Origin of the sequence: Chryseobacterium daecheongense (assembly GCA_027920525.1) — a bacterium.
In the GTDB taxonomy this organism is placed as follows: domain Bacteria; phylum Bacteroidota; class Bacteroidia; order Flavobacteriales; family Weeksellaceae; genus Chryseobacterium; species Chryseobacterium proteolyticum.
Genome location: CP115858.1, coordinates 1,082,566 through 1,108,930 on the forward strand (window position 1 = coordinate 1,082,566; position 26,365 = coordinate 1,108,930).

At 35.0% G+C, this 26,365-nt stretch carries 24 protein-coding genes; 14 read left to right on the forward strand and 10 right to left on the reverse strand.

Annotated features, from left to right (window positions below):
- Positions 1 to 36: 36 nt before the first annotated feature.
- Positions 37 to 1,164, reverse strand: coding sequence for a F0F1 ATP synthase subunit A (atpB, locus tag PFY10_04675; GenBank protein WBV57739.1), 1,128 nt, complete (start codon positions 1,162 to 1,164; stop codon positions 37 to 39).
- A 460-nt stretch (positions 1,165 to 1,624) separates the two neighbouring features.
- On the opposite strand from atpB, the gene ffh reads away from it, so the two are divergent.
- The gene (ffh, locus tag PFY10_04680) at positions 1,625 to 2,986 is read left to right on the forward strand and encodes a signal recognition particle protein (GenBank protein ID WBV57740.1); all 1,362 of its coding nucleotides are present in this window, start codon (positions 1,625 to 1,627) and stop codon (positions 2,984 to 2,986) included.
- 66 nt (positions 2,987 to 3,052) lie between these two features.
- Here ffh and PFY10_04685 read toward each other — a convergent pair whose 3' ends face one another.
- The 4 genes from PFY10_04685 to PFY10_04700 form a co-directional block, all read right to left on the reverse strand.
- Positions 3,053 to 3,688, reverse strand: a complete 636-nt coding sequence (locus tag PFY10_04685; GenBank protein ID WBV57741.1) for an outer membrane beta-barrel protein — start codon at positions 3,686 to 3,688, stop codon at positions 3,053 to 3,055.
- Between the two features lie 234 nt (positions 3,689 to 3,922).
- Positions 3,923 to 4,579 carry an outer membrane beta-barrel protein gene (locus tag PFY10_04690; GenBank protein ID WBV57742.1) on the reverse strand — a complete coding sequence of 219 codons (657 nt, stop codon included), beginning with the start codon at positions 4,577 to 4,579 and terminating at the stop codon, positions 3,923 to 3,925.
- 212 nt (positions 4,580 to 4,791) lie between these two features.
- Complete coding sequence (locus PFY10_04695; protein ID WBV57743.1) at positions 4,792 to 5,289, reverse strand: hypothetical protein; 498 nt, start codon at positions 5,287 to 5,289, stop codon at positions 4,792 to 4,794.
- Between the two features lie 194 nt (positions 5,290 to 5,483).
- Positions 5,484 to 6,443, reverse strand: coding sequence for a PhoH family protein (locus PFY10_04700; GenBank protein ID WBV57744.1), 960 nt, complete (start codon positions 6,441 to 6,443; stop codon positions 5,484 to 5,486).
- Between the two features lie 362 nt (positions 6,444 to 6,805).
- On the opposite strand from PFY10_04700, the gene PFY10_04705 reads away from it, so the two are divergent.
- The 6 genes from PFY10_04705 to rplI all read left to right on the forward strand — a co-directional run bounded on the left by PFY10_04705 (position 6,806) and on the right by rplI (position 12,110).
- Positions 6,806 to 7,633 carry an SAM-dependent chlorinase/fluorinase gene (locus PFY10_04705; protein WBV57745.1) on the forward strand — a complete coding sequence of 276 codons (828 nt, stop codon included), beginning with the start codon at positions 6,806 to 6,808 and terminating at the stop codon, positions 7,631 to 7,633.
- A 63-nt stretch (positions 7,634 to 7,696) separates the two neighbouring features.
- Complete coding sequence (locus PFY10_04710; protein WBV57746.1) at positions 7,697 to 9,007, forward strand: dihydrolipoamide acetyltransferase family protein; 1,311 nt, start codon at positions 7,697 to 7,699, stop codon at positions 9,005 to 9,007.
- A gap of 236 nt (positions 9,008 to 9,243) precedes the next feature.
- A complete protein-coding gene (locus PFY10_04715; GenBank protein ID WBV57747.1) occupies positions 9,244 to 10,602 on the forward strand; it encodes a chloride channel protein in 1,359 nt (452 codons plus the stop codon).
- A gap of 143 nt (positions 10,603 to 10,745) precedes the next feature.
- The gene (gene rpsF / locus PFY10_04720) at positions 10,746 to 11,087 is read left to right on the forward strand and encodes a 30S ribosomal protein S6 (protein ID WBV57748.1); all 342 of its coding nucleotides are present in this window, start codon (positions 10,746 to 10,748) and stop codon (positions 11,085 to 11,087) included.
- A 30-nt stretch (positions 11,088 to 11,117) separates the two neighbouring features.
- Positions 11,118 to 11,420, forward strand: coding sequence for a 30S ribosomal protein S18 (gene rpsR / locus PFY10_04725; GenBank protein ID WBV57749.1), 303 nt, complete (start codon positions 11,118 to 11,120; stop codon positions 11,418 to 11,420).
- Between the two features lie 180 nt (positions 11,421 to 11,600).
- Positions 11,601 to 12,110, forward strand: a complete 510-nt coding sequence (gene rplI / locus PFY10_04730) for a 50S ribosomal protein L9 (protein ID WBV57750.1) — start codon at positions 11,601 to 11,603, stop codon at positions 12,108 to 12,110.
- 77 nt (positions 12,111 to 12,187) lie between these two features.
- Here the strand turns inward: rplI and PFY10_04735 are convergent, their stop codons facing one another.
- Positions 12,188 to 12,991, reverse strand: coding sequence for an AraC family transcriptional regulator (locus tag PFY10_04735; GenBank protein WBV57751.1), 804 nt, complete (start codon positions 12,989 to 12,991; stop codon positions 12,188 to 12,190).
- A gap of 137 nt (positions 12,992 to 13,128) precedes the next feature.
- On the opposite strand from PFY10_04735, the gene PFY10_04740 reads away from it, so the two are divergent.
- From PFY10_04740 to PFY10_04755, 4 genes are all read left to right on the forward strand, one after another.
- Entirely contained in the window at positions 13,129 to 14,466 is a 1,338-nt protein-coding gene (locus PFY10_04740; protein WBV57752.1) for a TolC family protein, read from the forward strand.
- A 4-nt stretch (positions 14,467 to 14,470) separates the two neighbouring features.
- Entirely contained in the window at positions 14,471 to 15,517 is a 1,047-nt protein-coding gene (locus tag PFY10_04745) for an HlyD family secretion protein (protein WBV57753.1), read from the forward strand.
- 109 nt (positions 15,518 to 15,626) lie between these two features.
- A complete protein-coding gene (locus tag PFY10_04750; GenBank protein WBV57754.1) occupies positions 15,627 to 17,189 on the forward strand; it encodes a hypothetical protein in 1,563 nt (520 codons plus the stop codon).
- Positions 17,190 to 17,232: 43 nt separating this feature from the next.
- A complete protein-coding gene (locus PFY10_04755) occupies positions 17,233 to 18,594 on the forward strand; it encodes an aldehyde dehydrogenase (GenBank protein WBV57755.1) in 1,362 nt (453 codons plus the stop codon).
- 32 nt (positions 18,595 to 18,626) lie between these two features.
- Here the strand turns inward: PFY10_04755 and PFY10_04760 are convergent, their stop codons facing one another.
- Entirely contained in the window at positions 18,627 to 19,199 is a 573-nt protein-coding gene (locus tag PFY10_04760) for a thioredoxin family protein (GenBank protein WBV57756.1), read from the reverse strand.
- Between the two features lie 79 nt (positions 19,200 to 19,278).
- Here PFY10_04760 and PFY10_04765 point away from each other — a divergent pair, with 79 nt between their 5' ends.
- The 3 genes from PFY10_04765 to PFY10_04775 are packed head-to-tail and all read left to right on the forward strand — an operon-like array spanning position 19,279 to position 21,760.
- A complete protein-coding gene (locus PFY10_04765; protein WBV57757.1) occupies positions 19,279 to 20,163 on the forward strand; it encodes a lysophospholipid acyltransferase family protein in 885 nt (294 codons plus the stop codon).
- Positions 20,164 to 20,169: 6 nt separating this feature from the next.
- On the forward strand, positions 20,170 to 21,156 hold the full coding sequence (locus PFY10_04770) for a glycosyltransferase family 2 protein (protein WBV57758.1): 987 nt from the start codon (positions 20,170 to 20,172) through the stop codon (positions 21,154 to 21,156).
- A 49-nt stretch (positions 21,157 to 21,205) separates the two neighbouring features.
- Positions 21,206 to 21,760, forward strand: coding sequence for a 3'-5' exonuclease (locus tag PFY10_04775; protein ID WBV57759.1), 555 nt, complete (start codon positions 21,206 to 21,208; stop codon positions 21,758 to 21,760).
- Positions 21,761 to 21,762: 2 nt separating this feature from the next.
- On the opposite strand, the gene apaG is transcribed toward PFY10_04775, so the two are convergent.
- From apaG to PFY10_04790, 3 genes are all read right to left on the reverse strand, one after another.
- The gene (gene apaG, locus PFY10_04780; protein ID WBV57760.1) at positions 21,763 to 22,149 is read right to left on the reverse strand and encodes a Co2+/Mg2+ efflux protein ApaG; all 387 of its coding nucleotides are present in this window, start codon (positions 22,147 to 22,149) and stop codon (positions 21,763 to 21,765) included.
- 83 nt (positions 22,150 to 22,232) lie between these two features.
- Positions 22,233 to 23,483, reverse strand: a complete 1,251-nt coding sequence (gene odhB, locus PFY10_04785) for a 2-oxoglutarate dehydrogenase complex dihydrolipoyllysine-residue succinyltransferase (protein WBV57761.1) — start codon at positions 23,481 to 23,483, stop codon at positions 22,233 to 22,235.
- 39 nt (positions 23,484 to 23,522) lie between these two features.
- Positions 23,523 to 26,339 carry a 2-oxoglutarate dehydrogenase E1 component gene (locus tag PFY10_04790; GenBank protein WBV57762.1) on the reverse strand — a complete coding sequence of 939 codons (2,817 nt, stop codon included), beginning with the start codon at positions 26,337 to 26,339 and terminating at the stop codon, positions 23,523 to 23,525.
- Positions 26,340 to 26,365 lie beyond the last annotated feature (26 nt).

A 26,365-nucleotide genomic window follows, 5' to 3' on the forward strand; every position in this document is an offset into this window, starting at 1 on the left:
TATATTAGTTAAAATTATTTTAAAAATAATGCTCTATTAGTGAGCGTGTTCTTCATGACCATGTTCGTGCTCATGTTCTGCTACAGCAATACCGATAAATAGTGCTGATAATACTGTAAATATATATGCTTGCAAGGCAGCTACCAATAATTCCAATACAGAAACAAATAATGCTAATGGTACTGATGCAAATCCTAAAAACGGAGATTTAAAAATAAAGATCAAAGATATAATAGCCAAGATCATAATGTGACCTGCAGTAACGTTAGCGAAAAGTCGCATCATTAACGCAAAAGGCTTTGTAAAGATACCAATGATTTCGATCGGAACCATAATAGGATATAATAAGATCGGTACCGGCGGCATAAAGATATGTTTCCAATAATCTTTATTAGCACTGAACAAAGTAATCAATAAGGTAATAACAGCCAATACAGCAGTGATTGCAATGTTACCAGTAAGATTAGATCCTCCAGGGAAGAAAGGAACCAATCCGAAAAGGTTATTGAACCAGATAAAGAAAAATGCTGTTAATAAATAAGGCATATATCTTTTATATTTAACTGATCCGATATTCGGGATTGCTACCTCATCTCTGATAAACACGATCACAGGCTCCATTATTTTTCCAAAACCTGTCGGAAGCTGAGATTTCTTATAGTTTCTTGCCATTCCAATGAATACTACCAGCATAAAAATCACTGATAAGAACATTGACGCTGCATTTTTAGTAATGGAAAGATCAAAGTAAACATTATCTGATTTTTGTTTCCCACCTATTAATGCAAACAAAGTTGCTTTTTCAATTCCTTTAGTAGAAACCACTTGTCCCTCTTCTAATGTATATCCATCATGTTCATGACCGTGAGCGATCTTGTTAGAAAGGAAAGTATGCCATCCTTCATTATCTTTAATAATTACAGGTAATGGAATTGAAACGTGATGTTCTTCCCCATTATCATCTTTGGTAGTCCATAAATGCCATTCGTTAGAATCACCAATGTGTTCCATGATCATTTTGGTCGCATTAAAGCCCTTTTCCGCTTCTGTATGCTCTACTTTTTCAGCTGCCTTCTCACCTTCAGATTCATGTTGTGCATTAGCTAAACCACTAATAAACACAAATAAAAATGCGAAAAATAATGAAGAAATTTTTCTGTTCATATCTCTTTTTTAATCGTGTGCAAATATATCGATTTTATTAAACTTTACCAATATTAAAAATTGATTTTTATCATCAAAAAAGTCAAGATTTGTTAATGAGTTTTATTATAGATAAGTATATAAGGAACGATGCGATAATAAAGCAAATTACAATAAATAGAAAATTAGCTTTTGTTTTATCAATAATAACCAAAGAAATAACAAGCCATACAAGATCTTTTGAAAGGTTTACCACCAGAAATTTCATCCCCGCGTCTGGTCTGCCATATAAATATCTTTTAAATATTATATAAACAATACTATTAAGGACTATTATTAAAAGTACAATAATTAAACTATTCCAAATATTCATTTTGCAAAAATAAAATTATAATTTATTAAGCAAAATAAATCTCCGCAATGTATATCATATATATTATTAAAAAATCCTTATTTTTGCAGACTATAATTTATAACACATATGTTTAATAGTTTACAGGATAAATTAGACAAGGCGCTTCATAATATTTCCGGACGTGGAAAAATTACGGAAATCAATGTTGCGGAAACCGTAAAAGAAATTCGTAGAGCATTGGTAGATGCCGATGTTAATTATAAAGTAGCAAAGGATCTTACTAAAAGAGTTCAAGATAAGGCTTTGGGACAAAACGTTCTCACTTCTCTTACTCCGGGCCAATTGATGACTAAAATTGTTCACGATGAGTTGGTAGATCTAATGGGGGGATCCCAGGAAGGCATTAATCTTTCAGGTAAACCTACCATAATCCTTATTGCAGGTCTTCAGGGTTCCGGTAAAACTACATTTTCCGGAAAACTTGCCAATTATTTACATACTAAAAAGAATAAAAAACCTTTATTGGTAGCGTGTGATGTTTATCGTCCCGCTGCAATCGACCAGTTAAAAGTACTGGGCAGCCAGATAGGGGTTCCTGTTTATACAGAAGAAGGAGCTACTAATCCGTCTACCATTGCTGAAAATGCCATCAAGTTTGCAAAAGAAAAAAACCATGATGTTGTAATTGTGGATACTGCAGGACGTTTGGCTATAGATGAGCAAATGATGAATGAGATCAAATCTGTTCATTATTTCATCAAGCCTCATGAAACATTGTTCGTTGTGGACTCTATGACGGGTCAGGATGCTGTAAATACTGCAAAAGCATTCAATGATGCATTAAATTTTGACGGTGTTGTTCTTACCAAATTAGACGGTGATACAAGAGGGGGTGCTGCTTTAACGATCCGTTCTGTAGTTGAAAAACCGATTAAATTCATTTCCACAGGGGAAAAAATGGAAGCTCTAGATCTTTTCTACCCGGAAAGGATGGCGGACAGGATTTTGGGAATGGGAGACGTTGTTTCCTTAGTAGAAAGGGCTCAGGAACAATTCGATGAAGAAGAAGCTAAAAAACTTCATAAAAAAATTGCTAAAAACGAGTTTGGTTTTGACGATTTCCTAAAGCAGATCAATCAGATCAAGAAGATGGGTAATATGAAAGACCTGATGGGAATGATCCCTGGGGTGGGAAAAGCTATTAAGGATGTTGAAATCAGTGATGATGCATTTAAACACATTGAAGCAATTATCTACTCCATGACTCCGGAAGAAAGAAGAAGACCTTCTATTATCAATACGCAAAGAAAACAAAGAATTGCAAAAGGCGCAGGAAGAAAGATTGAAGATGTAAACCAATTGATGAAACAGTTTGATCAAATGGGTAAAATGATGAAGATGATGCAGGGACCTCAGGGTAAACAAATGATGCAGATGATGAGTAAAATGCCTAATATGCCTGGAATGGGCGGAATGTTTGGAAAATAGGAATCCATCAATCAATATAAAAACCGGCTCAATTGAGCCGGTTTTATTTTTTAGTCTGACTGATTATTATTTATCAGATTTCTGAGATTTTGATTTAATGAAGTAAGAAAAACCAATATTAACTCCAAAAGTTTTAACGTTAGTTTTTACATCGGTATTCATAATTGTTTCTTTATTAGAAAACTGATCATATGAAACCCCTAAATTAACCCCTAAAGATTGTGTCGCCATGTACGTTACTCCTCCTTTTACCTTCCATGCCAAACCATCTGTAGTAGTATCAGATGAAACTGAACCATCACCAAAATTTCCTTCACCTGTATTTTTAACAGACGAATATCCGATCCCTGCTCCAAGGAAAGGAACAAACTTGCTATCATTAACAAAGTAATAAGTAGCAGTTGGCATTACAGAAAAATTATTGGTTTTAGATTTGATTCCCTGATATTTTGTTGTAGCACTCATAAAACCTAAGTCAATTCCAACGGCTAACTTATCAATTACAAAATACCCCACTGAAGGAGATACAGAAAAAGTGCTCACTTTAGGCCCGTCTATCGATTGTCCGCCAGCTTTAATTGTTGTAGTAATGTTGTTAAATCCTAAACCAGTGTTTCCACTGATAACCCAGTCTCCTTTAGTCATCTGAGCGTTTGATAATCCAAAAAGTGCAACAGCACCAGTTAGTAATAGTTTTTTCATAGTTATTAAAATTTAATTTATACAGGGTTCTATTTGTGGAAATAGAACTCATTATTAGTTATCATTTGATATAAAAAGTTACAAGCGGCAAATTTAACATAAATTTATCATTTATTTAATATTTAATTAAACAATATTATAATCTCTTTTACACCATTGTTTTCAGGAATTTCAAGCGATAAAAAAAGGTCTGAGCAAGCTCAGACCTTTTTTTATTGTAAAATAATGTACTAATTACTTAGCAAAAACATATTTAACTCCGAAAGTTACAGAAGATAAATTCAATCCGAAGTTATAGTTGTTTGTAGCATCACCATCTTTTGGCTTGTAGTTGTTGTAACCGAACTCACCAATAGTAGCTTCGATAGACCAGTTCTTGTTCAAGAAGTAATCTAAACCTGGCTTCACAGTAACACCAATTTGAGTGTATTTAGCTTCGCTAGAAGTAGAGTTTGAAACTGTAGTATTTCCTGAAGTAGATACTGAGTTATTTTCTAACTTAGTTTTTCCGAACTCCATTGGTACTGCTAATTGTCCGAAGATATATAATTTTTCAGACAAAGTCCAGTATTTTCTTACGAAAGGAGCAACAACGAAAGCTGGCTTCTTAGTGATATTCTCACTTACAGTTGTAGTGTTAAGAATAGTTGTAGTAGTAGTAGCTGTAGTTTTTTCAGTTTGGTAACCAACACCTAAACCAATTGCTAAGTTTGTGTTAACAAAATATCCAACTGTAGGTAATACGTTGAAGTTTTCTGTTTTAAGATTACCATTGTTAGTTTCTTCTTGAGAATAACCAACAGATCCTGATAAATATGTAGTACCTTTAGCAATCTGAGCATTAGATAAACCGAAAAGTGCAATAGCACTCGCTAATAATAATTTTTTCATTTTAAAAAATTTTAATACTTTCTGAGAGCAAATTTACAGTGGGTCCCTCTAATATTAAAATTTGTTAACGTGATTAATATCATCCAAAAATACTCGCTTTTTACAGGAAAAAAATGCACTTAATATATTATATTATTTTTTTCACAAATTTTTGAATAAAAAAACTCCAATTCTGCAATTGGAGTCCTTAAAATTCGGAATTTTTAATAATTTTATCTTAAATAGAAATTATATCCGATGTTTACAGCGCCTATTGTCCAGCTTGATCTGTATCTTCCAAAATCACGTCTGTTACTAATGCTTTGGTACCCTATATACAATTCACCTTTAGACATCTGATATCCAAATTTCGGTTGTGCATAGAAACCTCCATCCATTCCGTCTTTTACAGAAATAGCATAACCAAGATCCAATCCTACAAAAACAGGAGCTCCTGAGAACTTATACTTTCCTGAAACAGCCACCGGAATAAATCCAAAATCATCAAAGTTATCCTTTCCAAAGAAATGTGAATACCCTGAAGCAACTCCCAGATCCAATCCTTTTGTAATATTCCACATATAAGATGCATCTACACCTAAAGTAAATGATGAAACATCACTGGCATCAGCAACAGGAATTCCGATATGTCCTCCTAGTTTAAAACCTTCTTGCGCATTTACTGCACTTCCTAAAAGCGCAAAAGCGCCCACTAATAATAGTTTTTTCATTTTTAAATAGTTTTGATTGATGCTGCAAAATTAACGTTTATTTTTCATTCTGCCTCCCGTTAAAACACGGATAAAAAAAACACTTACCAGGTAAGTGCTTAAAATTATTTTAAACTAGGGTGAGCGTAATTAATCTTGCTGAATAATTAAACCTATTAATTTCCATCAAATTTAAATCGGCCCCCAATGTTTGATTATTCATTTCGAAGCCTTTTCTCTTCGTCATTATAAGCCAGGATAATTTTCCTTACAACCGGATGTCTTACAACATCCTCTTCAGTTAGATGCACAAAACCAATTTCATTTACACCATGCAAAATCCTCATTGCTTCTTTTAGTCCGGATTGCTGATTTCTTGGCAAATCGATTTGGGTAGGATCCCCTGTTATAATAAATTTAGCGTTCATACCCATTCTGGTAAGGAACATTTTCATCTGGGCATGGGTTGTATTCTGTGCTTCATCAAGAATTACGAAAGCATCATCCAGGGTTCTTCCTCTCATAAAAGCTAAAGGTGCCACTTCAATAACTTTCTTCTCCATAAAACCTTCAAGTTTCTCGTGAGGAATCATATCTCTTAAAGCATCATATAAAGGCTGTAAATAAGGATCTAATTTTTCTTTAAGATCCCCCGGCAAAAATCCAAGGCTCTCCCCTGCTTCTACAGCGGGTCTGGTAAGTATAATTCTTTTAACCTCTTTATCTCTTAAAGCCCTGGCTGCTAAAGCAACACTGGTATAGGTTTTCCCTGTTCCTGCAGGTCCTATAGCAAAAACCATATCCTTTTTCTCGGTTTCTTTAACCAGTTTTTTAAGATTAGTCGTTTTAGCTTTTATAATTTTACCATTGACTCCTTTTACAATAATATCCTGATCAAAAATCAGATGTTTTTCATTCTCATCCTTAATATTGAGAATACTCTCTACATCTTTCAGTTCAATAGAATTATTTTTTGAAATAAATTTTACAATATCATCAAGTTTTTGTTTAAATATATCCAGAGCTTCCTGATTTCCTTTAGCTAAAATAGAGTGATCTCTGCCTGTAATTTTTAGTGTCGGAAAGCTTGATTTTAATAAATTGAAATATTGGTTATTAACTCCATAGAAGATTTTCACATCGATATCTTCCAAATCATATGTTAATTCAAACATGTAAGCATTTTTTTATTAGAATCTAAATTTAAAGTTTTTTTTTCATACTTATATTAATTTTGTTATCCACAATTTTCATTTAAACACCTTTATAATACAATTAGCTAACTCTTAGTTATATAAAATATCAATTCTCTTAAAAGGTACCGCAATATAGATTATATAAACACTTGTAACAGGTATAATGTGGTACCTTTTTAATTCTTTTTCTTAGTATTAAAAGATATTATATTCAATGTAATAAAAGGAGGTTTAAACTCATGTAAGCTTCTTTTTTAATTATTTTTTATGAGTTATAAGCACGAAGTTTTCCTTTATTTTAAATAAATTTGCAGGACTAGTATTATTCCACAACTACAAAAATGTCAATTATTACACTCACTTCTGATTTCGGAAATTTAGATTACAGGGTTTCGGCTATGAAAGGCAAAATTCTTTCTTTAAATCCTGAGGTTAATATTATTGATATTACCCACGAAATTCAGGCATATAATCTTATCCAGACTTCATATATCATACGGAACGCGTATAAACATTTTCCAAAAGGAACTATTCATATTCTGTCGGTAGACAGTTTTTATCACAAGTCAAGAAAAAATATTCTCTATAAAGCAGATGGTTCTTATTTTCTTGCTGCAGATAATGGTTTACTTAGCCTTGTTTTTTTTGATATCAAACCTGAGGCTATTTATGAAATTACTCTGAACAACAGGTTTGATGATATCATTAATTTCACTTCAACAGATATTTTCGTTCCTGCTGCCGTACATTTAGCCAACGGTGGCCTTCCGGAAGTAATCGGACGGAAAATAAAAAGTGTAAAAGAACTTCTATTCCCGAAACCTGTCTATAATGAGACTGAAAAGATGATTATCGGGGAAGTGATGTATATTGATAATTTCGGAAACATAATCTCAAATATCAACAAAGATTTTTTTGAAGCCGCAGGAAAAGGACATGAAAATTTCACGATCAAATTCAGGAATTTAAGTCTTTCAAAAGTATTTTCCAGCCACACGGAAGTTGTTTCAGACTGGAACAGGGAAACCGAATTCCATGGGCAATCCGCAGCCATTTTTAATGACAGCCAACTATTGGAACTTACTATCTATAAAGGAAGCAAGAAAAATGGTGCAAGAAGTTTATTTGGACTGAATGTAGGCGGGAATATTTATATAGAATTTTCGTAAAATTATATATTCCGTAAAAAAACCGATTTTTTTTATATATTTGTCAAAATCTAAAAAATAAAAATGGCAGAGTACAAATTATTGCTTCCTTCCATGGGAGAAGGTGTTATGGAAGCTACAATTATCACTTGGTTATTCAATGAGGGTGATCAGGTAAAGGAAGATGATTCCGTAGTAGAAATTGCAACAGATAAGGTTGATTCAGATGTTCCGACACCAGTTTCGGGAAAAATTGTGAAAATCTTAAAGCAAAAGGATGAAGTTGCAAAAGTTGGTGAAGCCATTGCTATTTTAGAAATTGAAGGAGAAGGCGGAAATACAGCTACAGAAGAAACGATCACTGAAGCCCAGGTATCAGCTCCTGATACCGAAACTTTAAAAACGATTGAAGAACCATTAAAAACGGGAACTTCAACAGTTGAATTCTCAGGAGATCTTTATTTATCGCCTCTTGTAAAATCTATTGCACAACAAGAAAACATTTCTGAATCTGAATTAAAATCTATTAAAGGAAGCGGTTTAGAAGGAAGAATTACCAAAGAAGATATTTTAGCATTTGTTAATAACAGAGGAAACCAACAAAAGACAGCACCTGTTCAGCAAGTTGCCTCTACTCCACAGCCGGTTGCAACAACTCCTGTTGTAACACCTGTATCAGTTTCAGCTGGTGATGAAATCATTCCAATGGACAGAATGAGAAAAATCATTGCTGAAAATATGGTAAAAGCAAAACACATTGCACCTCATGTTACTTCTTTCATTGAAACAGACGTTACCAACGTTGTAAAATGGAGAAATAAGCATAAAGATCTGTTCGAAAAACGCGAAGGTGAAAAACTTACCTTTATGCCGATTTTCGTAAAAGCGATCGTAAAAGCAATTCAGGATTATCCAATGATCAATGTCTCTGTAAATGGAGATAATATCATCAAAAAGAAAAATATCAACATTGGTATGGCAACGGCTTTACCGGACGGAAACCTTATCGTTCCTGTCATCAAAAATGCAGATCAGCTTTCACTATCAGGACTTGCAAAGGCGATTAATGATTTAGCTTATAGAGCTAGAAACAAGAAATTAAGACCTGAAGATACTCAAGGTGCTACTTACACTATTTCCAATGTAGGAAGCTTTGGAAACTTAATGGGAACCCCTATTATTCCTCAACCGCAGGTAGCTATCCTTGCCATTGGTGCTATTGTTAAAAAACCGGCAGTACTTGAAACTAAAGACGGTGATGTAATCGCTATCCGCCAGTTAATGTTTATGTCGCACTCTTATGACCATAGAGTTGTAGATGGTTCTTTAGGAGGAATGTTCTTAAAACATGTTCATGATTACCTTCAAAACTGGGATCTGAATACAGAAATTTAAAAATTAAAGCAGCAATAAATTTTGCTTGTTATATGATACAAACCTTCGAAATTCATTTCGAAGGTTTTTTATTATTGCATTTGTGATTAAATAATATTATTTTTAAAACAAACTTTAAATGATGAAATTGAAATACAATAACGTTAACTTCTTGCTATCGTATGGCTTAAATAATTACAACTATTATTTAGGAATAAAAACAATATCTGCTCTTCAAGATAAAACAAGACTATAAAATGTACTCAGTTTTTATATACCTCCGCAGAAGTCTCAAAAAATCTTTTGATAATATCCGCAATGAACAACTGAAGTACAATTTACTTCAGGCAATTCCTTTCTGGATTGGTTCGGTGATTACGGGATTTTTTGCAGTGATGTATGCTAAAATATTTGCGTGGGGTGAAAGTCTTTTAAATATCATTTTCAATTGGCATTCATGGATGATCTTCATTATTGCTCCCATTGGTTTTGTTTTGTCCTGGTGGCTGGTAAAAGAATTTGCACCGAATGCCAAAGGAAGCGGAATTCCACAGGTAATGGCTGCCGTAGAGCTTGCTAATCCCAAGGAACACAAAAAGATCAGAAGCCTTTTGAGTCTTAAAATCATATTCTTTAAAATTATTTCTTCTGTCATTTTGGTAATCGGGGGTGGTGCTGTGGGACGCGAAGGACCAACCATCCAGATCGCAGGTTCTGTTTTCAGAAAGGTAAACGAATATCTTCCCGAATGGTGGCCGAAAATATCAAAAAAAAATATGATTATGACTGGTGCGGCTGCAGGTCTTGCAGCAGCTTTCAATACTCCATTGGGGGGAATTGTATTCGCGGTAGAAGAACTATCAAAAACTCATATTAATTATTTTAAAACAGCTCTTTTTACAGCTGTTATTATTGCAGGCTTAACTGCGCAAACCCTGGCAGGATCTTATTTATATCTTGGTTATCCCAAAACGCATGATGTCTCGCTGATGGTAATGTTCCCGATCATGCTTGTAGCGGGTATTTCAGGTATTCTCGCAAGTCAGCTGTCTGTTATCATGCTTACCATGAATAAGTGGAAAAAGAAAAATCTGAAAACGGATAAATCAAATATTTTATTTCTTGTTTTTTGTGCGCTTATCATTGCTTCTATTGCTTATTTTATTAACAGAGAGATCTTAGGATCCGGTAAAGAAATTATGGAAAGAGTTCTTTTCACAAAAAACAAGCATGAAGACTGGTATGTGCCCATCTTAAGAATGCTGGGACCGGCTTTATCCTTTACATCAGGAGGAGCCGGCGGCATCTTTGCTCCTGCTCTCTCCGCAGGCGCAAGTATTGGCTCCGTCATTTCAGGAGTGATTCATCTTACCCAAAACGAAACGAATGTTGTCGTTCTTGCGGGAATGGTTGCTTTTCTTACGGGGATTACAAGAGCCCCTTTTACATCGGCAATTATCGTCCTTGAAATGACTGACAGGCACTCATTAATATTCCATTTAATGCTGGCCGGAATGGTATCGTCTATTGCTTCTATTTTAGTAAGCAGACATTCACTCTATGACGTGATAAAGATGAATTTTTTAAGTGAAATAAGAAGCAAAGAAGAAGTCTAAGATTTAACAAAAAATTCATAGCTCAGACTTTCTACTATTATCTTTAGCAGTTCCCCACAAACAAATCTGCCGTATCTGTTGCATACTTAAAATACTTTCACTACTTTTGCACCTCGAAATAATTAATAAATTCATTTAACATTATGAACAATTACGAAACTGTTTTCATTTTAACTCCCGTTCTATCTGACGCACAGGTGGAGGAAGCAGTAAAAAAATTTGAAACTCTTTTAAAAGAGAAAAACTGCGAAATCGTTGCTAAAGAGAACTGGGGATTAAAAAAATTAGCTTATCCGATCCAATTAAAAAAGAATGGATTCTACACTTTAATTGAGTTTAAAGGAGAAGGTACTATCGTTGCTGATTTAGAATTAGCTTTCAAACGTGACGAAAGAGTAATCCGTTACCTTACTACAAAACTTGACAAGCATGCTATTGACTATGCTGTAACAAGAAGAACTAAAGTAAAAGTAGCTAAAGCTTAATTATTAACCCATTATTAAAAAAGACAAGACATGGCAATAGATGAAATGGCTAAACAAGCCTCAGCTGGAGGAGAATCAGAAGTAAAATTCCTTACTCCACTTGATATCAATACAAAATCTGAAAAGAAATATTGTAGATTCAAAAAATTCGGAATTAAGCATGTAGATTATAAAGATGCTGATTTCTTATTACAATTCGTAAACGAGCAGGGTAAAATTTTACCAAGAAGATACACTGGAACTTCTTTAAAATACCAAAGAAAAGTTTCTGCTGCTATCAAAAGAGCAAGACACCTTGCTTTAATGCCTTACGTAGCTGACTTATTAAAATAAGATATAAAGAAACAAGAAGAAAGAGAAAAGATGGAGATCTTTTTCTCTTTTTTTAAGTTGCTGAATAAATAATTAATTCTAACGATTTTTAGATTAAAGGAAAGAAATAATTTCTAAGACAACAGTCTTTTTTCTTTTTTCTTTGTTCTTTTCTCTAGAACTAAAAAACGGACAACAACAATGGAAATTATCCTAAAAAAAGACGTAGAAAACTTAGGACTTGAGTTTGATACAGTAAACGTAAAACCAGGTTATGCAAGAAACTTCTTGATTCCTCAAGGTTACGCACTTTTAGCTACTCCTAAAAACAAAGCAACTTTAGAAGCGACTTTAGAAGCTAGAAAAGAAGAAGAAGCTAAATTAATTGCTGCTGCTAACGCTGTAGTTGAGCAATTGAAAAAAACTACTATTACTATTCCTGCTAAAGTTGGATCTGGTGATAAATTATTCGGATCTATCAACAATGCTGACCTTTCTGCAGCTCTTGCAAAAGCTGGTGTTGAAGTTGAGAAGAAATACATCAAAATTCCAGGGAACACTATTAAGAGAACTGGTAAAGTAACTGCTGTTGTAAGATTACACAGAAACGTAGAGTACAACTTCGAGTTTGACGTTGTTTCTGATGCTCCTGTTGTAGCTCCAGCTCCAGCGGCTAAAAAAGAAGAAGCTAAAACTGAAGAAGAAGCTTAATAAAAAGAGAATTTATTTCTCACACCATATAAACCACTTCATTCGAAGTGGTTTTTTTATGCCCTGATATCTGTTGCCTATTCATTCCCTCTCAACTTCTGAAGATATTCTGTCGGGGGTATCCCAATTACTTTTTTAAAGATATTACTGAAGGAAGACAGACTGTTATACCCTACCATCATTGCAATCTCGTACATATTGTATTTCCCTTCAAGCATAAGTTCCAATGAACGGGTTATTCTTAAAGCTCTTAAAAAACGAACGTAATTCATGCCCAAAATCTCTTTAAATTTTCTGGACAATGTTCTTGTACTCATTCCAAATTCTTTTGCCGTAGATTCAATGGTAAGGTTCTTCTCCAGGTTGGCATGGATGTATTTGGCTACCTTTAGCAATGTTTCATCTTCCGGGAAAGGATGCTGTACAGGAAACGCTAATTTTTTATCTCTTTTTTCAGGTAAAATTCCCTTAAGTGCTTTGAGAAAATAATATTTAGAACCGTCATTTTTTGTGATTTTCCCATCCCATTCTTTTGTGTATAAAATCATTTCCCGAAGTAAATGGCTCACAGAATAAATATTGATTTCATCAAAAAAGCCATTTTCATCTCCATCTTTTTTAAAGTAAAAATTGTATAAATCCACTTTTGGGCTAGATGTAAATATATAATGGGGAATTCCGGCAGGGATCCACATAAAACATCTCGCAGGAAGGTACCAGTGCTTAAGTTCAGTAAAGATATGTACGATACCGCCTTCTGCATACACCAATTGGGCAGAACTGTGATTATGGATATCTGTTTTTACATTACCGGTAAGTACATGATATACATAAAATTCTGCGTCTTCTTCCTCTACCGCTTTAAAGTGACTATCATTCATGAGATAAAGGTACTGAGAATATTTCTATTTGGCGTAAATGAGCAAATCTTTTTCTGCTTTAACAAATCATGTCTAGACGTACTGCTCGTACCTTTGCACTATCAAAATCAATTTAGCAAAAAACCTTTAATTAATTTATGAAAATGATATTTAGCACACGCAGATATCACTGGATTGCGTTGTGCTTATTATTGATAAGCATGTCCCTACACTCACAAGTGATCGATTATCAACATCTCAGCCTTCAACAGGCATTAGAATTAGGTCTGAAGAATAATAAAAACATTCAGATCAGCCACCTCAAACAAAGCATGTCCGAAACAAAAGAGAAAGATCTTAAAATGGAAAGATTGCCGGACATTGAATTTCATACCAGCTACACTCAGGTATCTGATCTTTTTCAGCATGAAAACGGAATTTTGGGAAAAGCAACCCGATATAATGTTATTAACGGGATGTATGATTTTACCCTTTCCGCTTCCATTCCGGTATATATGGGTGGAAGAATTAAAAATACGGAGAAGAAATCATCTGTAAACACTGAAATTTCGAAATTACAAACCCATCTGGATGAAAGATCACTGAAAATGCAAATCATTACCGCTTTTCTTCAGATTCATCATTTAAAGGAACAACAAGAACTTATTGCTGAAAAAATGAAGGAAGATTCTGTAAACATAAAACAGGTAAAAGCCTTAAAAGCAAACGGAGTGGTTACTTTTAATGAAGTATTAAGAACATCTTTGCAACTTTCTAATCACAAAATGAGCTGGACAGAACTTGATAATGACATTCAGATCGCGGAACACCAGTTAAAAACAATTTTATTTCTTCCGGACACTCAGGAAATGCATGCTGAAACAGAAGATCTTATTTCTGAAAATGCAGAAATTCCGTATATCAATGAGCTGACCGAAACAGCTTTAATTAAAAATGAATATGTTGAAATCACCAAGAAAAATCTCTCTTTAAAAGAGCTTGATCAAAAAATCGTAAAAGCCAATTATCTTCCCAAGATTACTGCCGGAGGTGAATATTTCATAAAATATCCCAATATGATGTTCTTTCCCCCTGAGCCTTATGCTTATCGTTTAGGAATGATTGGGGTAAACCTAACCTATCCTATAGAGAGCTTATATAAGAATAAATATAAGATGCAGGAAGCAAAGGAAAATATAGACCTTGCCAAATTACAGATTGAAGAGAAGGAAGAAAGTTTAAAACATTCGGTTTATGAAGCGTATAAAAAATTTGAAGAAACTGAACAAAAAGTAAAAATAGCAGAGGAAGCTATTAATCAGGCAAAAGAAAACTATCGGATCGTTAAAACAAAATACGCAAATAAATTAAGCCTTATCACCGAATTGATTGATGCTGATAATACATATCTGGAAACTCAATCCAATCTTATTTCTGTGAAGATCAACCGACAATTAAAATACTATCAACTCCAATATACTATCGGAAACTTATAAAACTATGACTAAGAAGCAATTGACTAAAAAAGAAGAAAGAATCAACAAATCGATTACTTTATTAGCCTGGATTCTCATCATAAGCGGAATTACAGGGATGATAAGTTTCTATCTTTTTTCCAGAAAGAATGTAACAACAAATGATGCGCAAATAGAACAATACATTACACCGGTTTCAAGTAAAGTTTCAGGCTTTATTAAAGACATACGGTTTAATGAAAATCAGTTTGTCCATAAAGGAGACACTTTAATTGTAATTGACAACCGGGAATTCATCAACCAGGTAAAAATGGCCGAAGCCAACCTGCATGCAAATTCAGAAAATATTGCAACCATCCAAAGTGGTGTTAATACTAAAGAAAGTGATACTAAAATCATCGATGCTAAAATAGCTTCAGCAAAAATTGATATATGGAGAACGGAACAGGATTATAAAAGATACAAAAATCTTTTGGCTGAAGATGCTGCCACCGAACAACAGTTTGAAAATGTACAGGCTTCATATGATCAGGCTAAAGCCAATCTGCTGGCATTGGAACAGCAAAAGAAAGCAATTAGAGCTGGTGCTAATGAACAAGAGACCAAAGTAGCTCCCGCAAAAAGTCAGATTCAGCAAAGCTCCGCTAATCTCAGTAATGCAAAATTATTTCTTTCGTATACAGTAGTTACTGCCCCTTATGATGGATGGGTCGGAAAAAAAACGATTCAGGAAGGCCAGCTGATTAAAGAAGGACAAGCTTTGGTTCAGATCGTCAGTAAGGAAAAATGGATCATTGCCAATTATAAAGAAACCCAACTGGGGCAGATTGATCAGAAGCAGGAAGTGATTATTGAAGCGGATGCTTTTCCGGATATTGAATTTAAAGGAAAGATAGTTTCCGTATCCCCTGCATCAGGTTCTCAGTTTTCTCTGGTTAAGCCCGATAATGCAACCGGAAATTTCGTAAAAATAGAACAGCGTTTTCCAGTAAAAATTATTTTAGAGAATGGCCAGGACAATGAAAAATTACTTTCAGGAATGAATGTACTGGTCAGCGCTAAAAAACTATAGAAAGCGAAAAATTCACCATGCATGCGGTGATATAAAGGAATTTGAGACCTTATATCCATCCTTAATCCCCACTATCCGTAATTCCAAATCTACTATCTAAGTTAAAAAAATGCAACATAATTCAGTTTATTATAAATGGGTACCACAATGGCTGAAACTGCCGCTCCTTATTCTGGCGCTGTTTCCCCACCTGATGTTATTGTCTATTCTGCATTCCAATAGTGCCTTCACGGCTTCCTTTATGGATGTGGACCCAGATGATATCCAATACTTATTGATTTTGATGTACGGGACATTTGTGGTTACCCTTTTAGTTTTGCAGCGATTTATGGCCTATTTCAGCGTAAAATACTATATTTTGCTGATGTCCTCTATTTCAGTAATTATACTGTATGTATTATCAGTCACCAATGATTATCATATTGTTCTTGTCATCCGCTTCCTGGAAGGGATATTCGGATTATTGGAAGGCGCTATTTTTTTACCCCTTATTATAGCGGAATTGAAGACTGTTCATGCTAAAGTAATTGCTTATCTTTTCATGTACACCATAATGCTTACCGGAGGAACAGTTACCACCTCATTATTAAAATCAAGCATTCAGGATTACGATTTTCAGCATATGATTCTGATGATCGCTTATTTCCACATTTTTGTATTGATTATCGGAATTGCGTTATTCAACAAAAACAGATTCTTTCCCAAAAAGCCACTATATCAGCTTGACATTACCAGCTGGTTTTTATTGTGGACCTGCTTGCAGGCGGGAGCTTACGCTATTATCTATGGAAAACGCCTTATGTGGTTTGAATCCCATATCATTATTTTATGCTTATTCATATTTTTAATATCTGGAGGATTATTTATTTTAAAACAGAGAAATTCAAAACGCCCTATTTTCCATTTTGAAGTTTTCCATTCTAAAAATGTTATTGCGGGTATGGTCCTTTTTTTTGTTTTTTATCTGATCCGTTCAGCTTTAAATAATGTATACAGTATCATGGCTACCGTATGGAAATGGCCCTGGGATTATATTGTAGATGTTCAGTATTGGAATGTGGCGGGAACACTTATTGGCGTTTTATTATCCGGGATCTGTTTAATGAAAGGTATTTCCTCCAGAATGGTCTTCTTTACCGGGTTTTTATTACTGGCCATTGATTGTGCCTGGTTCACATATACTTTTTATCCCGATACAACACTTTCTACCATTTGCCCTCCGTTATTTTTACAGGGAATAGCCCAGGGGCTTTTATTCACCCCTCTTGTTTTCTTTTTAATAGCAGGGCTTCCGGAAGATTATGTAGCAAATGGCACGGCAATGGGAACCACTACCCGATTCTGGACGACTGCTATAGGATATGCTTTAATGCAGAATTTAATGCTCTTTCTTACCTTAAAACATTCTGATGCCTTAAGCTATAACATGACAGATACCAATCCTGTTTTTTATTCGCAGTGGACACAGATTTTCGGAGCAAATATCTCTAAGCTACCGGTGAATGAATCTTTATCATTGACAGCCGGAGCGTTTAAAGCAAAAATTACATTACAGGCTATTTTACTTTCCAATATGGAAATATTTACCGGCTTATTCTGGCTGGCATTTATTACGGCACTTTTACTGCTTTTATATCATCCCGCTAAAATTGCGATCAGAAATATAATGTAATTTTTAGGCAAAAAATTTGCATTGCTTTCCCAAATTTGAAAGCATGGACATTCAGGAAATCTCATCAGCTCAGAAAGCATTTTTCAAAACACATAAAACAAAAAGTATAAAGTTCAGGAAAATGTACCTTGAAAAGCTTAAAGAAATCATCACACAGAATGAGGAGCTCTTATATAAAGCAATAGAGAAAGATTTTGGAAAATCAAGATTTGATACATTTACTACAGAGTTATCTTTTGTTCTAAAGGATATTGATTATTATATAAAAAATCTGAAAACGCTTTCAAAACCCCAAAAGGTTTCAACCAACCTTGCTAATCAGATCGGGAAAAGTCTCATTTATCCTGAACCTTTAGGATGTATTCTTGTAATTGGTGCATGGAATTACCCTTATCAACTATCCCTTTCTCCACTTGTTGCCGCCTTAGCAGCAGGAAACTGCTGTATCCTTAAACCAAGTGAAATTGCCGAAAATACAATGGAAGCAATGGCTAAAATTATCAATGAAAACTTTCCTTCTGAATATGTTTATGTCTATAAAGGTGGAATCAATGAAACGACAGATCTTTTGAAACTCAGGTTTGATAAAATATTTTTTACAGGGAGCACCAAAGTAGGAAAGATTGTTTATAAAGCTGCTGCGGAAAACCTGACGCCAGTAACCTTAGAATTGGGAGGAAAATCACCCGCCATCATTACTAAAGAAGCAAATCTTGAAGTTTCAGCCAAAAGAATCGTTTGGGGTAAGTTTTTAAACGCAGGACAAACTTGTGTTGCTCCGGATTACCTTGTTGTAGAAGAATCCGTGAAAGAGCAGTTTCTGGAAATGCTCCGGAAATACATTAAAGAATTTAAATATGAACCCGGATCAGAACAATACACAAGAATCATTAACCAAAGAAATTTTCAAAGGCTTATTCAATTGATCCAAAAGGATAAGGTATATTTCGGAGGTAATTATAGTGAAGAAAAACTTTATATAGAACCAACCATCCTAACGGATATTGAATGGAAAGATCCTGTCATGGAAGAAGAAATCTTTGGTCCGATTCTACCCGTGATTTCATTCACCCACTATAACCAAATGATCAATACGATTACAGAATTAGAGAAACCTCTTGCTGCTTATCTCTTTACGAATAACCCAGAAGAAAAAGAAATTTTTAAGCAAAAGATCACTTTTGGCGGAGGATGTATCAATGATGTGGTAATGCATTTAAGTAACGACCATCTGCCGTTTGGGGGAGTAGGAAATTCAGGAATTGGCCATTATCATGGTAAATATGGGTTTGAAGCTTTTTCACACCAGAAATCGATCCTTGAAAGGGTAACATGGGGCGAACCCAATATAAAATATCCGCCATATTCTGATAAAAAACTAAAATGGATTAAGAAACTTTTATAAAACAAAAAAACCGGGAAATTCCCGGTTTTTATTTATGATTTAGGTATCCATTCGTTGAAAAATGCTTTTACTTTTTCAAGATTATATCCTTTATCCTGTTCCAGAACATCACTTTGCTGAACATGAATCATTTTACCATTTTTATCCAGAACAATAAACACAGGATATCCGAATTTATCTCCCGGATTACCATATTGAGCAAAAACTTTTTCATTTTTGTTGTCCGGAGAGAAATTAAGATGATAGTATAAATAATTTTTATCAACAATATTTTTTAATTCAGGTGTGGTTTGTACAAACTGATTAAAGCGTAAACACCAGATACACCAATTTCCACCGGCCTGGATCATAATATTTTTATTTTCTTTTTTTGCCTGAGCAATCAGTTTATTAATATCTTTTTGAGCATCCGCTTTCGGATCATATGGCTTCGGTAACTTAGCCTTCTCCTCAGCGGCTTTTCTTTTGGCATCCAGTTCTGCATGATCAGTCTTTACAATTAATGCCTTATCTCTTGAATCCTTAACATCCTCAGTCCTCTTTGTTTCCTGTGAAAAAACAAAAGTACCTGCGATCAGGAAAGCTGCTATTGATAATTTTTTCATAATATAAAAGTAAAAAAATAATACTTATTGCAAGCAAAAATAGAACCATATTTTTATTATCACTAAATTTGCATGTTTTATGAATTTCCTGATCAAGATACTATACCTGATTTCTAAGCTCCCGTTGAAAATATTATATATTTTTTCGGATATCATTTTCTTTTTAAACTACTACATTGTAGGTTATAGAAAAAATGTAATCACCCAGAATCTAACCAGATCTTTTCCCCTGAAATCAAAAAAAGAGATCGCAGAGATAAGAAAAAAATTCTATCGTAACTTTTCAGACTACCTGGTAGAAACTGTAAAATCCTTTAGTATTTCACAAACAGAGGCCAGGGTAAGGATGCAGCATATCAATCAGGATGTATTTCATGAAGTCCAAAAGGAAGGAAAAAATGTTATTTTATTGGCCGGACATGTTTTTAACTGGGAATGGATTAATGCATTGGCTACTATCGTTCCTCAGAAAAACTGCCATCCTGTATACCGCAAAGTAAACAGTGAATTCTGGGAAAACCAGATGAAAAAGGTCCGGAATAAATTCGGAAATAAGGCGTTGGAAGCCAATGAGGTTATTCTCAATATTTTCAGGAGTAAAAATGATGGCGACTCCATTTATATGTTCGTTGCCGATCAAACACCTCATGTTTCTCATGTCAACTACGGATTGGAATTCCTGGACCAGAGAACCCCAGTATTTATAGGATATGATAAGTTGGCGACAAGAATGGACCTGGCTTTCATTTACTGTGAAATGAAAAAAGTAAAACGTGGTTTTTATCAGGTAAATTACCATAGAATTTATCCGGACAGTGAAAAGTTTGTTGAGCACGAGGTAGTAAAAAAGTTTCATAAATTACTGGAAAACACCCTTCATAAACGTCCCGACAACTACCTTTGGTCACACAGGAAGTGGAAATATCAGGACTCTATTAAACACTTTGATTCAGAAAAAGAATAATACAGAATGTCTAAAAAATTAGCAGTTGTTATTTTAAACTGGAATGGTAAGGAGTGGCTGGAAAAGTTTCTTCCTGCCGTTGTCCGCTTCTCGGCTGATGCGGATATATATGTTATTGACAATCTTTCTACAGATAACTCCATCGATTATCTAAAATCACAGTTTCCGACCGTAAAGATTATTTACAATGACAAAAATTATGGCTTTGCGGGCGGATATAATACCGGATTGAAAAATATCAGGGCTGACTATTACTGCCTTCTTAATTCTGATGTAGAAGTAACAGAAAACTGGATTGCCCCTGTCCTTGACCTTTTTGAAAGAGATCCTGAAATTGTAGCTATACAACCCAAGGTTTTATCCTATCAGAACAAAAAATATTTTGAATTTGCAGGTGCTGCCGGGGGATTAATAGATAATTTAGGATATCCATATTGCAGAGGAAGGGTTTTTGATGATGTAGAAGAAGACAAAGGACAGTACAATGATGAGGTAGAAATATTTTGGGCATCGGGATGTTGTTTCTTTATCCGTTCAAAGGATTTTCAGGAACAAAATGGATTTGACGAAAGATTCTTTGCCCATCAGGAAGAAATCGATTTATGCTGGAGGCTGATCAACACGGGAAAAAAAATATACTATACAGGGAAATCTACTGTTTATCATGTAGGAGGAGGAACTTTAAATAAGCAAAGTCCGCAGAAGACTTATCTGAATATCAGAAATAACCTTTCCATGATGCTTAAGAACCTTCCTTTCCCAAAACTGATCTGGCTTATTTTTTTCAGACTTTGCTTAGACAGTATAGCGGGTATTTATTTTGGATTAAAAAATGGATTTCCTCATCTTTGGGCTGTTGTAAGAGCACATTTTAGCTTTTATGCACAGGTTCCCGGAACCTGGAAACTCCGTCAGAAAAATCAAAAAAATATTTTCTATCAAAGCAAATGGCTTATATTCAAACACTTTATTGGAGGTAAAAAGTCTTCATAAGCTTTGGCTTTTCAATTATAATTCATAACTTATCATATTATCAATAAAAATGGATTTTTGTGCAATAGATTTTGAAACGGCAACCAACGACAGAAGCTCTGCTTGTGAACTTGGAGTCTGTATTGTTCAGGATTCCAAGATTGTTGAAACCAAAACCTGGCTTATTAAACCACCCAGTTTTCCTTATTTTAGCCGATTTAATGTTGCGGTTCACGGTATAGAACCAGAAGATGTAAAGGATGCTCCTACTTTTGATGAAATCTGGTATGAAGTGGAAGAAATGATGTATGGAACGCTTATGATTGCTCATAATGCAGGCTTTGATGCAGGGGTCTTAAGAGGGTGCCTTAAACATTATGGTATATTCACACCAAAACTGAATTATTTATGCAGTATTCAGCTGGCAAAAAAGTCCTGGAATTATCTCCCTAGGTATGGATTAAAACATCTGTCAGAATATCATCAGATCAGCCTTAATCACCATAGGGCTGGAGATGATGCCGAAGCTTGTGCTAAAATCTCTTTATTAGCCTTTGAAAAGTTATTTCTAAGTACAAATGAAGAAATTTATGATTACCTGCGGTCTAAAATCAAACAACTCTGATCCTAATTGCTCAATACTTCTGAAAGCAGGTTGAATTTAGGAATGTCTATTTCAAAACTTTCCTGAGTTTCCATGTTTTTAACCAGGTATTTTCCGCTCATATTCCCTACTCCTGACCGAAGCATTACGTTAGAGAAATAACCGAAATTTTCACCTGTTGAGATCTCCGGAGTTAATCCGATTACCCCATCTCCGATGATCTCAGTATATCCGAAACCTACATCGAAGATTAACCATTTTCTTTTCAGAATCTTAATGGGAAAACCACCGTCGTTTTCTATGGTTATATTATACTTAAAAACATAACGGTTTTCTGAGGGGTAACTGTTTTTACTATCATATTCAGGTATGACTGAAACTTTGATATTAGAAGTTATTTTTGAAAACATCACTTAACATTTGTTTAAATAAATACAAAAATCTCGCCTTTTTTGAGGCGAGATCGTAACTTATATTATAATTTTCTTAAAATTTATAATTCCAGAGCTTTTCTTTCATCACCGCCCATTAAAATCTCAACAGGATTATCGATACCTTCTTTTACAGCTACAAGGAACCCTACGGATTCTTTTCCATCAATAATTCTGTGGTCATAAGACATTGCAACGTACATCATAGGACGGATAACTACCTGCCCATCTACTGCTACAGGTCTTTGAATAATGTTGTGCATTCCCAGGATTGCAGATTGTGGAGGATTGATAATCGGAGTAGACATCATAGATCCGAAAGTACCACCATTTGTAATTGTGAATGTACCACCAGTCATTTCATCAACACTGATTTTACCATCTCTTACTTTAGTAGCCAAATCTTTGATGTTTGCTTCAATACTTCTGAAAGTCATGTCTTCAGCATTTCTCAATACAGGAACCATTAATCCTTTAGGACCTGAAACCGCGATTGAAATATCACAGAAATCATAGTTGATTTTGAAATCTCCATCGATAGATGCATTTACATCAGGATACATTTGCAAAGCTCTTGTAACAGCTTTTGTAAAGAAAGACATGAAACCTAGTCCAACTCCGTGTTTTTGGGCAAACTCTTCTTTATATTGTTTTCTGATTCTGAAGATCTCAGACATGTCAACCTCGTTGAAAGTAGTTAACATTGCCGTTTCATTCTTTACAGAAACCAGTCTTGAAGCGATTTTTCTTCTTAGAACTGAAAGCTTAGTAGTCGTTGTTGCTCTTGAACCATTAGTAGAAGATACACTTCCCATAGCAGGAACAGCAGCTAATTCTGCATCAGTTTTAGTAACTCTTCCATCTCTTCCGGATCCGGTAACTTGCCCTGCATCTATTCCTTTCTCATCAAGAATTTTTTTAGCAGCAGGAGACGGAGTTCCCGTTGCATATGTCTGTGTAGCAGCCGCAGGTTGTGCAACCGGTTTTGGAGCTTCCTGAACAGGTGCTGGTTTTGGAGCCTCTTCTTTCTTAGGAGCTTCAGCAGCAGGAGCAGCTGCCCCTTCTGGTTTAGGAGCATCTACATCAATTAAGCAAACTACCTGACCTACTTGTACAACTTCACCTTCTTCTGCTTTTAAAGTAATTACACCACTTTGCTCAGCTGGAAGTTCAAGAGTTGCTTTGTCTGAGTCTACCTCCGCGATTGGTTGATCTTTTTCTACATAATCACCATCTTTCACAAGCCAAGTCGCGATTTCAACTTCTGTTATTGATTCGCCCGGTGAAGGAACTTTCATTTCTAAAACTGACATATCGTATTTTTTATTTTTTTATTAATTATTATTTATTGGTTAAGCTGTTACAGGTCTTTTTGCAGGCGCATCGTTTGTGTTGAAAACCCTGTTGATTACTGCATTCTGATTTTTCTCAAACATCTTGTGACTACCAGGAGCCGGAGCACCACTTGGTACCGGAGCTATTACCTGAATACCTGTATCTCTGAAGTTTCTAAGGATATAAGACCATGCCCCCATATTTTCAGGTTCTTCCTGAGCCCAGATCAATTCTTTTCTATTCTCATATTTGCTTAAAATCTGCTCAATCGCATCTGTTTGTAATGGGTACAATTGTTCAAATCTAACGAGAGCAATATCTTCATTGTTAAGTTCCTCTTTCTTCGCCAATAATTCAAAATAGAATTTACCTGAACAAAGGACAACTTTTTCTACTTTTTTAGGATCTGCAGTAACATCATCCAAAATAGGCTGGAAAGTTCCATTTGCAAAATCTTCTAATGGAGAAACAACTTTAGGATGTCTTAATAATGATTTAGGGCTCATTACAACCAATGGTTTTCTGTAAGTCCATTTCAATTGTCTTCTCAACAAGTGGAAATAGTTAGCTGGAGAAGTGATATTGGCTACCACCATATTTTCGTTTGCACAAAGTGTCAAGAATCTCTCCAATCTTGCAGAAGAGTGTTCTGCTCCCTGTCCTTCGGAACCATGTGGCAATAACATTACCAATCCGTTCTGAATCTTCCATTTCTCTTCAGCAGCAGCCAGATATTGATCAACAATAATCTGAGCACCATTTACGAAATCCCCAAACTGAGCTTCCCAGATTGTAAGCGTGTTTGGAGAAGCCATAGCATATCCATAATCAAAACCTAAAACTCCGTATTCTGAAAGGTGAGAGTTATAAACATCAAATCTGCTTTCAGAAATATGTCTTAATGGAATATACTCTTCTTCCGTATCTTCTGTTTTTACTACGGCATGTCTGTGGGAGAAAGTTCCTCTTTCCACATCTTCCCCTGAAATTCTGATGTTGTGTCCTTCAGCAAGTAATGTAGCATATGCTAACCATTCTCCTAAAGCCCAATCTAAAGAATCTCCCTCAATTGCTTTTACACGGTTTTCGAAAAGTCTTGTAATCTTATTGATGAATTTCTTATCAGCAGGAAGTGTAGACATTTTAATAGCCAGTTCCTTAAGCTTAGCTAAATCATATTTTGTATCTACAGGAGACTGCATTGCTCCTCTTTTTGCAATAGGATAGTTTGTCCAGTCATCAGACATGAAAACATCCATTGCATTTTTCTCAATCTCCTTAGAAGCATCGAAATCTTTATCCAAAAGTTCTTTGAAATCAGTTTCCATTTTCTTCAGGATATCATTAGAAACAATACTATCTTGAATTAATTTATCCTTATAAATTTCTCTTGGGTTCGGATGCTTGGAAATCAGTTTATATAAATTGGGTTGAGTAAATCTTGGTTCATCCCCTTCGTTATGACCATATTTTCTATATCCCAGTAAATCGATGTATACATCTTTTCCGAACTTCGCTCTGAAATCAGCTGCAAAGTGGATTGCATGAACTACTGCTTCCGCGTCATCAGCATTTACGTGCATTACCGGAGACTCAGTTACTTTTGCAATATCCGTACAATAAGTGGATGATCTTGCATCTGCATAGTTGGTTGTAAATGAAACCTGGTTATTCACAACAATATGCACCGTACCTCCTGTTTTGTATCCTTCCAAGGTCATCATCTGCGCTACTTCATAAACAATTCCTTGTCCTGCAATAGCTCCATCCCCATGGATAACGATCGGTAAAATTTTAGAATAATCCCCTTTGTATTTATCATCTACTTTAGCACGGCAGATCCCTTCTACCAAAGCTGCTACTGTTTCCAGGTGAGATGGGTTCGGAGTAAGATTGATAGAAACTTCTTCACCTGAAGCTGTTTTGATCTTTTTAGAAGATCCTAAGTGATATTTAACATCACCCGAGAATACATCTTCTTCAAATTCTTTTCCTTCAAATTCAGAGAAGATCTGTTTGTAAGATTTTCCAAAAATATTGGATAGTACATTTAATCTTCCTCTGTGAGCCATACCAAGCACCACCTCATCTACACCAAGCTGAGAAGATCTTGAAATCAACTGATCCAAAGCAGGAATCAATGTTTCTCCTCCTTCCAGTGAGAATCTTTTCTGACCAACAAATTTCGTGTGAAGATAATTTTCAAAAGCTACAGCCTGATTCAACTTCAATAAGATCTCAGTTTTTTCATTGGCTGAAAGACTTGGATGGTTTTCATTTACCTGCAACCATTTTTTGATAAAATCCTTCTCTTCAACATTGTTGATATAAGTATATTCAACACCGATAGAGTCACAATAAATGTTTTCCAGGTGCTTAATGATATCCTGCAATGTTGCAGGCTCTTTCATCCCTGTTTCAACAGCACAGTTAAATTTCGTATTTAAATCCTCCTTGCTCAGCCCGAAGTTCTCGATATCCAGAGTAGGTGTATAGTGTCTTCTTTCTCTTACCGGATTTGTTTTTGTAAACAAATGCCCTCTTGTTCTGTAAGCCTCAATAAGGTTTACTACTTTAAATTCTTTCTTGATGTGCTCAGGAACTTCTCCGTTTGATACCGCCTGAGATATTTGCTGTACTGCAGGAGCAGTAGTAGCTGGAGCTTGAATGTATTGGATGTTATCTTCATCACCGTAGTTCTCCAAAGCAAAATCAAAGCCTTGAAAGAAGGCTTTCCATGATGGCTCTAAAGAATCCGGGAATTTTAAGTACTGTTGGTATAAATCCTCAATTAACTGAGAATGAGCTGCGTTTAGGAATGAAAATCTGTCCATTATTACAGTTTATCTATTATTAAAAT